The sequence below is a fragment of the Caballeronia sp. LjRoot31 genome (assembly GCF_964253885.1).
Classification (GTDB): domain Bacteria; phylum Pseudomonadota; class Gammaproteobacteria; order Burkholderiales; family Burkholderiaceae; genus Caballeronia.
In genome coordinates, this window is record NZ_CAXURX020000001.1 from 537,221 (window position 1) to 551,340 (window position 14,120).

12 protein-coding genes are annotated in these 14,120 nt (G+C 60.6%); 5 read left to right on the plus strand and 7 right to left on the minus strand.

Annotated elements, in window-relative coordinates; genetic code table 11:
- Nucleotides 1-305: 305 nt before the first annotated feature.
- Nucleotides 306-1,166, plus strand: coding sequence for a 4-hydroxybenzoate octaprenyltransferase (gene ubiA, locus ACSQ8V_RS02350; RefSeq protein ID WP_436204776.1), 861 nt, complete (start codon nucleotides 306-308; stop codon nucleotides 1,164-1,166).
- 340 nt (nucleotides 1,167-1,506) lie between these two features.
- Nucleotides 1,507-3,141, plus strand: coding sequence for an Ig-like domain-containing protein (locus ACSQ8V_RS02355; RefSeq protein ID WP_436204777.1), 1,635 nt, complete (start codon nucleotides 1,507-1,509; stop codon nucleotides 3,139-3,141).
- Nucleotides 3,142-3,275: 134 nt separating this feature from the next.
- Here ACSQ8V_RS02355 and proC read toward each other — a convergent pair whose 3' ends face one another.
- The 6 genes from proC to ACSQ8V_RS02385 form a co-directional block, all read right to left on the minus strand.
- A complete protein-coding gene (gene proC, locus ACSQ8V_RS02360) occupies nucleotides 3,276-4,088 on the minus strand; it encodes a pyrroline-5-carboxylate reductase (RefSeq protein WP_436180757.1) in 813 nt (270 codons plus the stop codon).
- Between the two features lie 26 nt (nucleotides 4,089-4,114).
- A complete protein-coding gene (locus ACSQ8V_RS02365) occupies nucleotides 4,115-4,819 on the minus strand; it encodes a YggS family pyridoxal phosphate-dependent enzyme (RefSeq protein ID WP_436204778.1) in 705 nt (234 codons plus the stop codon).
- Between the two features lie 81 nt (nucleotides 4,820-4,900).
- Nucleotides 4,901-6,127 carry a glycolate oxidase subunit GlcF gene (glcF, locus tag ACSQ8V_RS02370; RefSeq protein WP_436204779.1) on the minus strand — a complete coding sequence of 409 codons (1,227 nt, stop codon included), beginning with the start codon at nucleotides 6,125-6,127 and terminating at the stop codon, nucleotides 4,901-4,903.
- 16 nt (nucleotides 6,128-6,143) lie between these two features.
- Nucleotides 6,144-7,232 carry a glycolate oxidase subunit GlcE gene (glcE, locus tag ACSQ8V_RS02375; protein ID WP_213765874.1) on the minus strand — a complete coding sequence of 363 codons (1,089 nt, stop codon included), beginning with the start codon at nucleotides 7,230-7,232 and terminating at the stop codon, nucleotides 6,144-6,146.
- A gap of 155 nt (nucleotides 7,233-7,387) precedes the next feature.
- Nucleotides 7,388-8,881 carry an FAD-linked oxidase C-terminal domain-containing protein gene (locus tag ACSQ8V_RS02380; RefSeq protein ID WP_213765875.1) on the minus strand — a complete coding sequence of 498 codons (1,494 nt, stop codon included), beginning with the start codon at nucleotides 8,879-8,881 and terminating at the stop codon, nucleotides 7,388-7,390.
- A gap of 167 nt (nucleotides 8,882-9,048) precedes the next feature.
- Nucleotides 9,049-10,464 carry an FAD-binding oxidoreductase gene (locus ACSQ8V_RS02385; protein WP_213765876.1) on the minus strand — a complete coding sequence of 472 codons (1,416 nt, stop codon included), beginning with the start codon at nucleotides 10,462-10,464 and terminating at the stop codon, nucleotides 9,049-9,051.
- 193 nt (nucleotides 10,465-10,657) lie between these two features.
- Here ACSQ8V_RS02385 and ACSQ8V_RS02390 point away from each other — a divergent pair, with 193 nt between their 5' ends.
- Together ACSQ8V_RS02390 and hmpA are read left to right on the plus strand one after the other, a co-directional pair.
- A complete protein-coding gene (locus tag ACSQ8V_RS02390; protein ID WP_213765877.1) occupies nucleotides 10,658-11,209 on the plus strand; it encodes a cob(I)yrinic acid a,c-diamide adenosyltransferase in 552 nt (183 codons plus the stop codon).
- Nucleotides 11,210-11,342: 133 nt separating this feature from the next.
- Nucleotides 11,343-12,545, plus strand: coding sequence for an NO-inducible flavohemoprotein (gene hmpA, locus ACSQ8V_RS02395; protein ID WP_436204780.1), 1,203 nt, complete (start codon nucleotides 11,343-11,345; stop codon nucleotides 12,543-12,545).
- 65 nt (nucleotides 12,546-12,610) lie between these two features.
- Here the strand turns inward: hmpA and aroG are convergent, their stop codons facing one another.
- The gene (gene aroG / locus ACSQ8V_RS02400) at nucleotides 12,611-13,684 is read right to left on the minus strand and encodes a 3-deoxy-7-phosphoheptulonate synthase AroG (RefSeq protein WP_436204781.1); all 1,074 of its coding nucleotides are present in this window, start codon (nucleotides 13,682-13,684) and stop codon (nucleotides 12,611-12,613) included.
- On the opposite strand from aroG, the gene ACSQ8V_RS02405 reads away from it, so the two are divergent.
- Nucleotides 13,683-13,952, plus strand: a complete 270-nt coding sequence (locus ACSQ8V_RS02405; RefSeq protein WP_436180762.1) for a hypothetical protein — start codon at nucleotides 13,683-13,685, stop codon at nucleotides 13,950-13,952. The genes aroG and ACSQ8V_RS02405 overlap by 2 nt on opposite strands.
- Nucleotides 13,953-14,120: the final 168 nt, after the last annotated feature.

Below are 14,120 nucleotides of genomic sequence, written 5' to 3' on the forward strand. Positions count from 1 at the left end.
AAGCGGGGCTTTTTGGGTTTTGGGGTTTCTCGTCAATGCGCGGGCTGCAGATCATGGTGCGGGTTGAGCATCGCCTGTCCGCGAGAACCGGCGCGAAGCCGGGACCGCTGAGTCGAAGTGTAAAGGTGGTCGAGGTTCCACCCTCTCGAATGGGCGGCCAAGCAACAACCCCGGCGGTTTCCGTGTCTGGCTGGACGCTATCAACGTTGCAGGTCGGGCCGTTCACGTTGACTACGATGGAAACGAGCAGTGAATCTCCGCTGCCTTAAAATGCTGTCATCACCATTTGCCGCCGCCCGGTTCCCATGTTCGCTCGCCTCCCGCTCTATCTTCGTCTTGTCCGCATGGACAAGCCTATCGGCAGCTTGCTGTTGCTGTGGCCGACGCTCAACGCGTTGTGGATTGCATCGAACGGTCATCCGTCGCCGATCCTCCTGCTGATCTTCGTGCTCGGCACGTTGCTCATGCGCTCGGCGGGCTGCGCGATCAACGACTACGCCGACCGCGACTTCGATAAACACGTCAAGCGCACTGAAAACCGGCCGATCACGTCCGGCAAGATTGCTGCATGGGAAGCGGTGGCGTTGGCGGTGGCGTTATCGTTGATCGCGTTCCTGCTGATCTTGCCCCTCAACACATTGACCAAAGAACTCTCGGTGTTCGCGCTTTTCGTTGCGGGTAGTTATCCGTTCACGAAGCGGTTTTTTGCGATTCCTCAGGCGTATCTCGGCATTGCGTTCGGCTTCGGTATTCCGATGGCCTTCGCCGCCGTGCAGAACCACGTGCCCGCGCTCGCGTGGATCATGCTGGCCGCGAACGTGTTCTGGTCCGTTGCTTACGACACCGAATACGCAATGGTCGATCGTGACGATGACATCAAGATCGGCATCCGTACATCGGCGCTGACGTTCGGACGCTTCGATGTCCTCGCGATCATGCTTTGCTATGCCGTAACGCTTGCGATCTACGTGTGGATTGGCATGGCGCTGGGGTTCGGCGCGTTGTACTGGGTCGGCTGGGCAGCGGCGGTGGCGTGCGCGATCTATCACTACACCCTCATCAAGAATCGCGAACGCATGCCATGCTTCGCCGCGTTCAAACATAACAACTGGCTTGGCGGCGTGTTGTTTGCGGGGATTGCCGCGCATTACGCGTTCATGCGGTAAGGCCTCGCATCTTCTTCACGCCGAACTCGCTCGTATTTTCCACCGGGAGTTCTACGGCACCTATTCGCTGAGTTCGCTTCGTCGGCGTGACAACCGTCTGCTTGCGCAGCGCTGGCCTATCGATCTGCTTGCGCACTGGCTCGCTTGCATCGATCTCATTCACGTTCGGTTGTATTTGGGATTTATCCGATATTTCGACGTGTCACTGCGCCTCAGAATCGTTTCGCAAATCGAAACGTTCAACGATATTAAAACGAAAATCGATTTTGTGGAGCGCGAGCCGCGCCGTTTGTCGGGCGCGGCCGCGTTAATTGTCAGCGCACAGAGGTAATAAAAAAACATGTCGCAAGTCCCCAACAGCAATCAAACCCTCGTCAACGCAATCAGCGACCCGATCACGCTGCCGCCGGCGCCTTATAACCTCGGCCTGGCCGAGCACACGCCCGATGGCATCGAGAATTTCGTTTCCGGCGAAACGACGAGCGACGCGACCCCTGTTCTCGCGTTCATCTCGATCGTGGGCGACACCTACTCGCTCTACGACAATGGCGTGCTAGTCGGCACGCAAGTCCCCACCGGGATTAATACGGGCTGGGCCTTGCCGACGCTGTCGGATGGCGTGCATAACCTGACCCTGACGTACGTCACCCCCGACGGGGTCACGAGCGCGCCATTGAACGTCAGTTTCACCGTCGATACGTCGGTGCCCGCAGCACCCGTCATCACGAGCGTAGTCGATACAGCCGGTCCGCTGGCAGGCGACGTGGCGCCGGGCGGCCTTTCGACCGATGGCCAACCTGCTATCAACGGTACCGGCCATAAGGGCGACACGATCAGCGTCTACGACAATACGACGCTGCTCGGCACGACCACCGTCGGTCAAGACGGACAGTGGCACTTTCAGCCGGCAGCGCCGTTGTCGAACGGCGCCCACAACTTGAACGCGACTGAAACGGGTCTTACGGGGACGAGCGTAGCTTCGGCTAGCTATCCGTTGAGCGTTACCTACATCATGATCACCGGGGTTCATGACGCGAATAACCAGCCTGTTTCCGACGGCGGCACGGCAAACGGTGCATTGACCATTACCGGTTGGATTTCCGATCCAAGCATCGCGGCCAATGGAGTTACCCTCGACGTTAAAGGCGGAAGTCTGAGTCAATGGAACCGAATGGTGGACGTTCCGCTTGTCGTCACCGGCAACACGTTCACCGTCACTCTGTCGAAGGACACGTTCACGGGCCTTCAAAACCCGAGTTATCTCGGCAGCGGGACCTTCTCGTTTGGGGTTGAAGCGTCTGGAAGCATGGGTCATGTCATGACAATGACGGATCCCAGACTGACCTACACTGTCACCGACAATTTCGACGCCACGGCTCAAAGCGTCGCTGCGACGCACGTCGATACCTCGCTGGCGGCGAATGACACCGCGGTGCTCGCCGCTCAGTCGCCCGCTGCGCTTCATGCTGTTGTTGGGGACCACGACACATTCAAGGGGGGTGCGGAGAACACCACGGTTGACCTGAATGCAGATCCCGCATCCTATTTCACCCAAGCCGCAGCGCATATCCAGGGCGGCGCCGGTGGTATCGACACGCTTCATCTGACTGGCGATCATCAGGTTCTGGAGCTCACGTCGCTAACCGGTCACACGGCGGCGGCGAAGGTTTCCGGCATTGAAGCGATCGATCTTGGCGGTGCACACAACGCACTCAAACTGTCGTTGGTCGATGTCCTCAACCTTGGAGAGACGGATCTGTTCCAGAAGGACGGCAAGCAGCAAATGTTGGTCAGCGGTTCGAACGGCGACTCGGTCGATTTGTCGAATTCCCACGTTGCGGGCGTGACCGATGGTCTTTGGCAGCAGGAAGGAACGACACAAGTAAGTGGCGTGACTTACAACATATACGAGCACTCAGGCGCTCATGTGGAGCTGCTGGTCCAGCAAAGCGTGCAAGTTTCGTTGCACGCCTGACGTTAATTCGTAGCGCAAGGCGAGCCGTTCGCCGCTGATTCGAAGAACGGCTTGCAGGCCGAAAAAATGCCGTTGCGGAGCAGTTCCGCAACGGCATTTTTTGTGGCCTGCATCCGACTCGGAATGTCAGCTTTTCAAGCCTTCCCCAACTCCTCGCCCATTGCCTTCGCCCGTGCATCCGCCGCCAACGCGCCGCGGACGATTGCGTCCTTAACCCCCTGTGCATCGAAGGAAGCGAGCGCGGCCGCTGTCGTGCCGCCTTTCGATGTCACGCGTTCTCGCAACACGCTCGCTGGTTCGCCCGATTGCGCTGCCAATTGCGCCGCGCCGGTAAACGTAGCCACAGCAAGCGCACGCCCTTGCTCCTCGTCCATGCCAAGTTGGCGCGCCGCTTCCTGCATCGCTTCGATGAAATAGAACACGTACGCCGGACCGCTGCCCGAAATGGCGGTGACGGCATCGATCTTCGCTTCGTCGTCGAACCAGACGATTTCACCTACCGCTTCCAGTACCTTCGATGCCAGCGCCTTCGCTGCACTATCGACACCCGGCAACGCGGCCAACCCCGTCACGCCCATGCCGATCAGCGCCGGCGTATTCGGCATGGTGCGCACGATTTGCGTATAACCGCCGAGCCAGCGCGACAAATCGGCGGCACGAATGCCAGCCGCAATACTGATCACCAGTTGCTTCGACAACACCGGCTGCAAGGCCGCTGCCACGTCCTTGAGCACTTGCGGTTTGACGGCAAGCAGGATGGCGTCGTAGTCCGCCAGTTTCGAATCGACCGCCACGCCCGTCGCAATACCGAACTGCTTTTCAACGCGTTGCCGCGCCTCCTCGCCAGGATCGACGACATACAGATCCGCAGCCGCAACGCCGCGCTTGATCAAACCGCCAATAAGCGCGGATGCCATGTTGCCGCCACCGATAAACGCAATTTTCATGATGAAGTTGACGTGGTCGAGAAGAGTTAATGAGAGTAATCACGCGTGCCGAAGATAGCCGTGCCGATACGAACGATGGTCGCGCCTTCGAGAACGGCGGCTTCAAGATCCGCTGACATTCCCATGGAAAGCGTGTCGAGTTCAAGGCCGTCCGCGCGCAATGTGTCCATGAGCTCACGCAGAAGCCGATGCGGCGCGCGTTGTTCATCGAGTGTGCTGGCCGGTTCGGGAATGGACATCAAACCGCGCAACCGTAGATGAGGAAGCGCGGCAACGGCACGCGCGAGCGCCAGCGTTTCGTCTGGCGTTACACCGCTTTTCGACGCCTCTCCGCTCACGTTCACCTGCAGACAGACGTTAAGCGCGGCCATATTGTCGCCGCGCTGGTCAGACAAACGCTCGGCAATCTTGAGCCGATCCACCGAATGCACCCAATCGAAATTCTCGGCGACCACTTTCGTCTTGTTCGATTGCAACGGTCCGATGAAATGCCACTCGATCTCGCCGCGCAACTCCGCCAGCTCGGCAATTTTCGCGACCGCTTCCTGCACGTAGTTTTCGCCGAACGCACGCTGTCCTGCGTCGAAAGCCGCGCGAACATCTTCTGCAGGAAAGGTCTTCGATACCGCGAGCAACGTGACCGCTGACGCGTCGCGCGAAGCATCAGCCGCCGCTTTCGCGATGCGCTGACGGACTTCGTCGAGGTGACGGGCTACATGAGAGGAGGACATGGAATCGGACGCCGCAAGGTGAGTAGGCAGAGGTCCGATTATACGGATGCGGTGCGCCGAAACAGCCGGCGCCCGCCAGCGTTAGCCATACAGCAGATGTTCGACCAGTTGAATCCAGTGCACGACGGGCGTGGACGTGCCGCTCTGCAAATGCGCGATACAACCCACATTCGCCGATACGATCATCTGCGGCTCGAGCTTTTCGAGCTTGTCCAGTTTCTGGTCGCGCAACGCGTAGGAGAGCTTCGGCTGCAGCACCGAATACGTTCCGGCCGAGCCGCAGCACAGATGGTTATCGGCGGGAAGATGCACTTCTATGCCCAGCGCCGTCAGCAAGTTCTCCACGTGGCCGCGAATCTGCTGGCCGTGCTGCAGCGTGCACGGCGGATGAAACGCGACGGTATGCACCGCGCGACGCCTGACCATCGCCGTCAGTTCGTCTTCGTACTGCGGCAGGATTTCCGCGAGGTCGCGCGTCAGCTCCACAATCCGCGCCGCCTTCTCCGCGTAGACCGGATCATTGCGCAGCAAATGCGCGTATTCCTTGACCGTCGCGCCGCAACCGGACGCGTTCATCACGATCGCCTCCACGCCGCTTTCCACATACGGCCACCACGCGTCGATGTTGTTGCGCACGTCGTCCAGCGCTTCGTCGTTATAGCCGAGATGCAGGCGGATCGCGCCACAGCAACCGGCGTCCGGCGCGCTCAGGATCTGAATGCCCAACGCATCGAACACCCGTGCAGTTGCTATGTTGACGTTCGGCATCATGGCGGGCTGGACGCAGCCGGCGAGCATCAGCATCTTGCGCGCATGCGTGCCGGTCGGCGGTTCGAGCGGCCGTTGCGCAACCGGAATCTTGGTCCGCAAGGCTTTGGGCAACAGCGGCCGGAATTGCTGGCCGAGTTTCATCGCGGGCGTGAAAAGTTTGCTGTTCGGCAGGAAGTTGGCGAGCAGTTTGCGTTGGACGCGCTGGCCGAACGGCCGCTCCACTTTTTCTTCCACCACCTTCCGGCCAATCTCCACGAGCCGTCCATATTGCACGCCCGATGGGCACGTGGTCTCGCAATTGCGGCACGTGAGGCAGCGGTCCAGATGCAGTTGCGTGCTGCGTGTAACGGGCGCGCCTTCCAGCATCTGCTTGATCAGATAGATCCGGCCACGCGGGCCGTCGAGTTCATCGCCCAGTATCTGGTAGGTCGGGCACGTCGCCGTGCAGAATCCGCAATGCACGCACTTGCGCAGGATAGCCTCGGCTTCTTCGCCATCGGCGGTATCGCGCATGAAGTCGGCGAGGTTGGTTTGCATTGCGTGTGTCTTCAGTTCAGAAGTCGGGGTAGAGGCGGCCGCGATTGAAAATGCTCGCGGGATCGAATGCGGCTTTCAAGCCACGATGAATCTTCATCAGCGGGGCGGGCAAGGGCGTGAAGACACCCGCTTTGCGATCGTACGCCGCGCTCGAACGGAAGATGGTCGCGTGGCCGCCGGCCTGCTTGGCGCTGATGCGCACGGTTTGCGGATCGGCGTCGGTGATCCACCAGCGTTGCGCGCCGCCCCATTCCATCAGGTGCGGACCGGGAAGGTGCATCGGCTCGGCAATCGATGGCAGCGACAGCCGCCACAAAGCGCACTTCGGCGGCAGCACGGCGAAGAACGGATCGGTTTGTTCGCGCAAACCGTGCCAGAAACGCTCGGCTTCCACGGCGTCCACCACTTCCCCGCCCAACGATGTCCGCGCCGCTTTCACCGCCGCTTCTGCGCCGCCCAGGCGCAACGCGAGCGTGTGGCCGCGCCACGCACTGCCGGTCAACGGCAACGGATGGCCGCTCCATTCGTTGAGTTTGCGCACGGCGTCCGTGTCGTTCATCTCGAACTTGAGCGTGGCTTCGGCGACGGGTTTCGGCAGCACTTTCACCGATACCTCCAGGATCATCCCCAGCGTACCGAGAGAACCGGCAAGCAGCCGCGAGACGTCGTAGCCCGCCACGTTCTTCACCACCTGACCGCCGAAATGCAGCACGTGGCCCTGGCCGTTCATTACCACGGCGCCGAGCACGAAGTCGCGCGCCGCGCCGGTCGCCGCGCGCCGAGGGCCGGCGAGTCCGGCTGCAATACAGCCGCCGATCGTAGCGTTTGGTCCGAAGTGCGGCGGCTCGAACGGCAGCATCTGGCCGCATTCGTCCAGCCGCGCTTCGATCTCGCTGAGCGGCGTGCCGGCCTTCGCGGTGATCACGAGTTCGGCCGGGTCATATTCGATAATCCCGCGATGCGCCCGCGTATCGACTATCTCGCCTTGCAGCGTCTGGCCGTACCAATCCTTCGTGCCGCCGCCGCGAATCCTTAGCGGGGTGTTGCTCGCCGTCGCGGCGCGCACGCGCTCCGACCAGCTCGCGACAATGTCTTCCTCTGTCATGGTGTCCCGCGTTTTATGGCTCTTGGGTCAGTGTATCGGCGTGTTCCCGCGCGGCCACTCGTATAAACGTGGATACCGTCCGGGCTCGAACGCCTGCAACCACCGCCGATGCTTCAAAGGGACATTTATCTACACGCAATGTTTGGAAGCGCCGCCTAAAAGCGTGGAATCTCGGGATGCGGCAGCAAGCCGCCGCGAATATGCATTTTCCCGTACTCGGCGCAACGCGCACGCGTCGGGATGCCTTTGTCGGGATTAAGCAGGCCCGGGGGATCGAAGGCGCGTTTTATCGCGTGAAACGTATCGCGTTCTTCGGGGGAAAACTGGACGCACATGGAGTTGATCTTTTCGATACCCACGCCATGCTCGCCCGTCACCGTGCCGCCCAATTCCACGCAGGTTTCCAGGATGTCAGAACCGAATGCCTCGGCCCGGTGCCATTCGTCCAGATCGTTGCCGTTGAACAGGATCAGCGGATGCATGTTGCCGTCGCCGGCATGGAACACGTTCATGCAACGCAGTGCGTACTTTTTTTCCATCTCTTCAATACGCGCCAGCAGCGGCCCGATCTGGCGGCGCGGCACGGTGCCGTCCATGCAGTAATAATCAGGCGAGATACGGCCGGCGGCCGGAAACGCGTTCTTGCGGCCGGACCAGAACTTCAGCCGTTCGGCTTCCGAGCGCGAAATCTGGATGCGATTCGCGCCGAATTCGCGCAGCACGGCCGTCATCCGCACGATTTCCTCCATGACTTCGTCTTGTGTGCCGTCCGATTCGCACAGCAGGATCGCCTTCGCGTCGAGGTCGTAACCCGCTTTCACGAACTCCTCCACGGCGCGTGTCGCGGGTTTATCCATCATCTCGAGCCCGGCGGGGATGATGCCGGCCGCGATGATCGCCGCGACCGCGTTGCCGCCCTTGATGACGTCGTCGAAGCTCGCCATGATCACCTGGGCAGTTTGTGGCTTGGGGATCAGCTTGACGGTGATCTCGGTGACGATGGCGAACATGCCTTCGCTGCCGATCAGCACCGCCAGCAGGTCGAGCCCAGGCGCGTCTAAACCGAGCGAACCGAATTCGAGGATGTCGCCTTCCATCGATACCGCGCGTACCCGCATCACGTTGTGACACGTCAGGCCGTACTTGAGGCAGTGGACCCCGCCGGAGTTCTCGCTGACATTGCCGCCGATCGTGCATGCAATCTGCGATGACGGATCGGGCGCGTAATAGAGCCCAAAGGGAGCCGCGGCTTCGGATATGGCGAGATTGCGCACGCCCGGCTGGACCGTTGCGGTACGCGCATACGGGTCGACCTCTACGATCTTGCGAAAGCGCGCAAGCGATACCACGATGCCATGCCGGATCGGCATGGCACCACCCGACAAACCCGTGCCCGCGCCACGCGGGACGATAGGCACATCGAGCCGCGCGCAGATCTGCACGACGCGCTGAACCTGCGCTTCGGTTTCGGGCAGCGCGACGGCAAGCGGCAGCCGCCTGTACGCCGCGAGTCCGTCGCATTCGTAAGCGGCCGTGTCTTCCTCGCGATACAGCAGACAATGCGTCGGCAGCACGGCCATCAATGCCTGGACCACTTCGCGCTGACGCTGCGCCAGCACTTCAGGCGTTAGCTCGGCGGGTGCGTTCATGTTCCCTCCCGGCGGTGTGTGTGCTCTGGAGCATTCCAAAAAGCAGAGCGTTGATCTTGCACCTGCGCGTGCCTTCCGTCGATCGGGCTAATTACGGGGACGGAGCATGTTTTTGCGCCGGCGCGTTGTTCGCGCTGGACCTGCAGCACAGCCCGACCCGCATTCGATCAAGCGTCGTAGGAGAAAATCTTGCCCGGGTTCATCAGGTTTTTCGGGTCGAGCGCGTGTTTGATCGAGCGCATCACGCTGATTGCGTCCTCGCCATGTTCCTCGATCATGAAACCCATCTTGTGCAGCCCCACGCCGTGCTCGCCGGTACACGTTCCGCCCATGCGCAGCGCGCGCTCCACAATGCGGCGGTTGATCCGCTCGGCCTCTTCGAATTCTTCGGGCTTGGCCGGATCGAGCAGCATGGCGACGTGAAAATTGCCGTCGCCGACATGGCCGACGATCGGGCAGGGCAGCGTGCTCGCCTTCAGGTCCTGCTCCGTTTCGATCACACATTCGGCGAGCCGTGAGATTGGTACGCAGACGTCGGTTGTTACGGCGCGACAGCCGGGCTTCAGTTGCAGCATTGCGAAATAGGCATTGTGACGCGCGTTCCACAGGCGGCTGCGGTCTTCCGGGCGTGTTGCCCATTCGAAATCGGTGCCATTATTTTGCGCAACGATCTCCTGCACCGTTTCCGCCTGCTCCTTCACGCTGCTTTCGGTGCCATGGAATTCGAAGAACAACATGGGCGATTCGCGGAAAGTGAGGTTCGAATGCCGGTTGATCGCGCGCACGGCGAGCGAATCCAGGAACTCGACGCGCGCTACGGGCACGCCCATCTGAATGGTTTCGATGGTGGCGCGCACGGCGTCGCCCATCGACGGAAATGCGCACACCGCCGCCGATACCGCTTCCGGCTGCGGATAAAGCCGCACGGTGATTTCGACGATCACGCCGAGCGTGCCTTCCGAGCCCACGAACAAGCGCGTGAGGTCGTACCCGGCCGACGATTTGCGCGCCCGCGTGCCGGTCTTGATCACGCGGCCATCGGCTAACACGACGGTGAGGCCCAGAACGTTCTCGCGCATCGTGCCGTAACGCACGGCGTTCGTACCCGACGCACGCGTCGCCGACATCCCGCCAATACTCGCATCCGCGCCGGGATCGATCGGAAAAAACAACCCGGTGTCCTTCAGCGCTTCGTTCAACTGCTTGCGCGAAATTCCCGGCTGGACGGTGACCGTCAGGTCTTCGGCGTCAATCGACAACACCTGGTTCAAGCCCGACATATCGATCGATACACCGCCCTGAACCGCCAGCAAATGCCCTTCCAGCGATGATCCGTTGCCGTACGGAATGACCGGGACATTGTGTTCGGCGCACAGCCGGACCACCGTCTGGACCTCTTCCGTGCTGGTCACGAAAACGACGGCATCGGGCAGTTGCGGATCGAACGGCGATTCGTCGCGGCCATGGTGTTCGCGGACTGCCGTGGTGGTGGAAACGCGTTCGGCGAACGCGGCCTTCAGCGCGTCGAGCAGGGCGGCGGGGAAGGTGCGGCGGACGGCGAGCGGGGGGACGGGGTGGTTCACGGCATGTCTCCGGACATCGGTGTGATGGGATGTTGGGATGCACGACATTTCGCATCGAAATGCGGGAATCGTGCGTTTTATCTACTCATTTTACGCCGATAGCCTAGATCGAGCCGGGCTCCGGGCCATGCTCCCACCCTGCCTATAATGATCGCGGGCGCTGACCGGCGTTCCGGGTTACCTGGAGAACATCATGGGCAATCGCCTGAGCAAGATATCGACGCGCACCGGTGACGACGGCACGACCGGCCTCGGCGACGGCAGCCGCGTGCAGAAGGACGACGCGCGGATCACGGCGATCGGCGATGTCGATGAACTGAATTCGCAGCTTGGCGTGCTGCTGTGCGAACCGCTGCCGGACGACGTGCGCGCCGCGTTGTCGGCCATCCAGCACGATCTCTTCGATCTCGGCGGCGAGCTCTGCATTCCCGGCCATTCGATGATCGAGAAGTCGCACCTTGCTCGTATCGATGAATGGATTGCGGAGTACAACGCGACTTTGCCGCCGCTCAAGGAATTCATCCTGCCGGGTGGATCGCGGGCGGCGTCGCTTGCGCATGTCGGGCGGACGGTTTGCCGGCGCGCGGAGCGATCGATTGTTGCGCTCGGCCGGGTGGACAAGATCAACGCGGCGCCGCGGCAGTATGTGAATCGGTTATCCGATTTGCTGTTCGTGCTGGCGCGGGTGCTGAATCGTGTGGATGGCGGAACCGACGTGTTGTGGAATCACGAACGCAAGGTCTAGGGTAGGGCGTGGCCGGCACCGATTGCTCTGCCGGCGCCACAATCAGCATCGTCTTATATCGCTGCGACAAAACGCGCGGATGTCTGGCTCCTTTAAAGATGTATTATAAATACATCTTTAAAGGAGCCCATGAATGACAGCCTTGACCGCCGACCAGATTGCCCGTGTAAAAGCCACCGCTCCCGTGCTCGCCGAACATGGCGTGACTATCACCAAACACTTCTACAAGCGGATGTTCGCCCATCATCCCGAGTTGAAAAACGCGTTCAACCAGGCGCATCAGCAAAGCGCCAGTCAGCCACAGGCGTTGGCGCGAGCGGTGTACGCGTATGCCGCGAACATCGATAACCTCGGCGCGCTCGGTTCGGCCGTCACGCATATTGCCCACAAGCACGTGAGCCTGAATATCCGGCCGGAGCAATATCCGATCGTCGGTGAAAATCTGCTGGCCGCCATATCCGAAGTCCTGGGTGATGCCGTCGATGAACCCACGCTCAACGCCTGGCGCGCCGCTTACGCGCAACTCGCGGAGATTTTGATCGGGGCGGAAAAGGGGCTTTATGCCCAAGCCGCGTGGAGCGGTTTCCGGCCGTTTGTGGTGTTTCGGCGTGAACAGGAAAGCGACGAGATCACGTCGTTTTATTTGAAGCCATCCGATGGCGGTCCGGTCTGTCATTTCGAGCCGGGTCAGTACGTCAGCGTGAAGCGGTTCGTGAAGGAGATCGGCGTTGACCAGCCGCGTCAATACACGCTCTCCGATGCCCCGAACGGTCAGTGGCTACGTATTTCGGTGAAGCGCGAGCGGGCGCAGGATAAGCCGGCTGGATACATTTCCAATCTCATGCACGATGGGATGGACGTCGGAGGGATTGTTGAGGTCAGCGCACCGATGGGCGAGTTCACGCTCGACGTAGCCAAGACGACGCCCGTTGTATTGATCAGCGGCGGCGTAGGTATTACGCCGATGGTGTCGATGCTCGCTTCGCTCGCCGCTCAGGACAGCACGCGGCAGATATCGTTTGTTCACGCGTGCCGCAATGGCCGCACGCATGCATTCGGCCGATGGCTGGACGCGATTGTTGCAAAACATCCGAACGTGTCGCGCGCCGTGTTCTATGAAAACACTCACGCCGACGACCGCCCGGGAACGGATTTCGACTTCGCGGGGCGGCTGGATTTCGCCCACATAGCCGATAAAACCCTGCTCCCCGACGCCGATTATTATTTGTGCGGCCCTGTGCCCTTCATGCGCGCGCAGCAGGATGCGTTGATAGCGGCGGGGGTATCGAAGTCGCGGGTGCGTACCGAGATCTACGGTTCCGGCGAGATGGCGTAGGGCGTTTGCGTTTGAAGGAAAGGCCGCCGGATTGGCGGCCTTTTTTTAACCCGTGCTCAGGCCAATCAGTTCCCATTCCCCCGCGCCACGCGCCGCTGCTTCACGGCGTCCGCCAGCCCTTCCAGCACGTTCAGGCTGTCTTCCCAACCGATACACGCGTCGGTAACGCTTTGCCCGTACGTCAGCTCGCAGCCTTCCTTCAGATCCTGCCGTCCCGCGACCAGATTCGACTCCACCATCACGCCGATAATCCGTTCGTCGCCACCCGCAATCTGCCGGCCGATATCGGCGCAAACCGGGATCTGGTTCTCATGTTTCTTCGAACTGTTCGCGTGGCTCGCATCGATCATCAGGCGCGCGGCAAGCCCGGCCTTGCTGATGTCGTTGCACGCGGCGTTCACGCTTTCCGCGTCGTAGTTCGGCGTTTTGCCGCCGCGCAGGATGATATGGCAGTCTTCGTTGCCAGCCGTCGATACGATGGCCGAATGGCCACCCTTCGTCACCGACAGGAAATGGTGCGGCTGCGACGCTGCCTTGATGGCGTCAACCGCAATCTTCACGTTGCCGTCCGTGCCGTTCTTGAAACCGACCGGGCACGACAATCCCGACGCCAGCTCGCGATGCACTTGCGATTCCGTTGTCCGCGCACCGATCGCACCCCACGAGATCAGGTCGGCGATGTACTGCGGGCTGATCATGTCGAGGTATTCAGTGCCGGCCGGCAACCCCAGTTCGTTGATTCGCAGCAGCAATTCGCGCGCGGTCCGCAGGCCGTCGTTGATCTTGAAGCTATTGTCCATGTACGGGTCGTTGATCAACCCTTTCCAGCCGACCGTCGTACGCGGCTTTTCGAAATACACCCGCATCACGATTTCCAGTTCGCCCGCAAAGCGCTTGCGCTCCTCGACGAGACGGCCCGCATATTCCAGAGCCGCTTTGGTGTCGTGGATCGAGCATGGTCCGACGATCACGATCAGGCGGTCTTCCATGCCGTGCAGGATGCGATGCATCGACTGGCGGGAGTTGTAGATCAGGTTCGAAACCGGCTCGGCGCAGGCGAACTCACGGATCAGGTGAGCAGGGGGCGTGAGTTCTTTCAATTCGCGAATTCGGACATCGTCGGTGTTGTGCGGGGGCATGCTGGTTCTCCAGGAACGCGTTTTTGATGCTGTGTTCGTTTGTCGATACGTCCGACAGATCAGGGACAGTGCAAAAAGTCGTCAAAAAAGTGGGCATAAAAAAACCGCCAGGCTGCGCTGGCGGTTTTTCGGGAAACTTGGGTTCTACACAAACGACTCACCCCTCTCGATCCGCCAGCGGCTTGAGATGCCAAAAAAAGTAAAAATAAAACTTGGCGGACATGATGGTTTGGGTCGTTGGGTAAAAATTGAACGTCTGGCTTTATAACCTTAAACACGCGCGGTTGGCAAGTTGTCAGCTGCCAAAATGCGGATATTCCGCGCTGTAGCACTGATTTCCGCACTAAACGTGAGCGTTTCATGCGGATTTCCCGCGTAGTGCGCTCGAAAGCTTCACGAAGCGCGGCGCGGGAAAGTCACGGACCAAAAGGCTAAG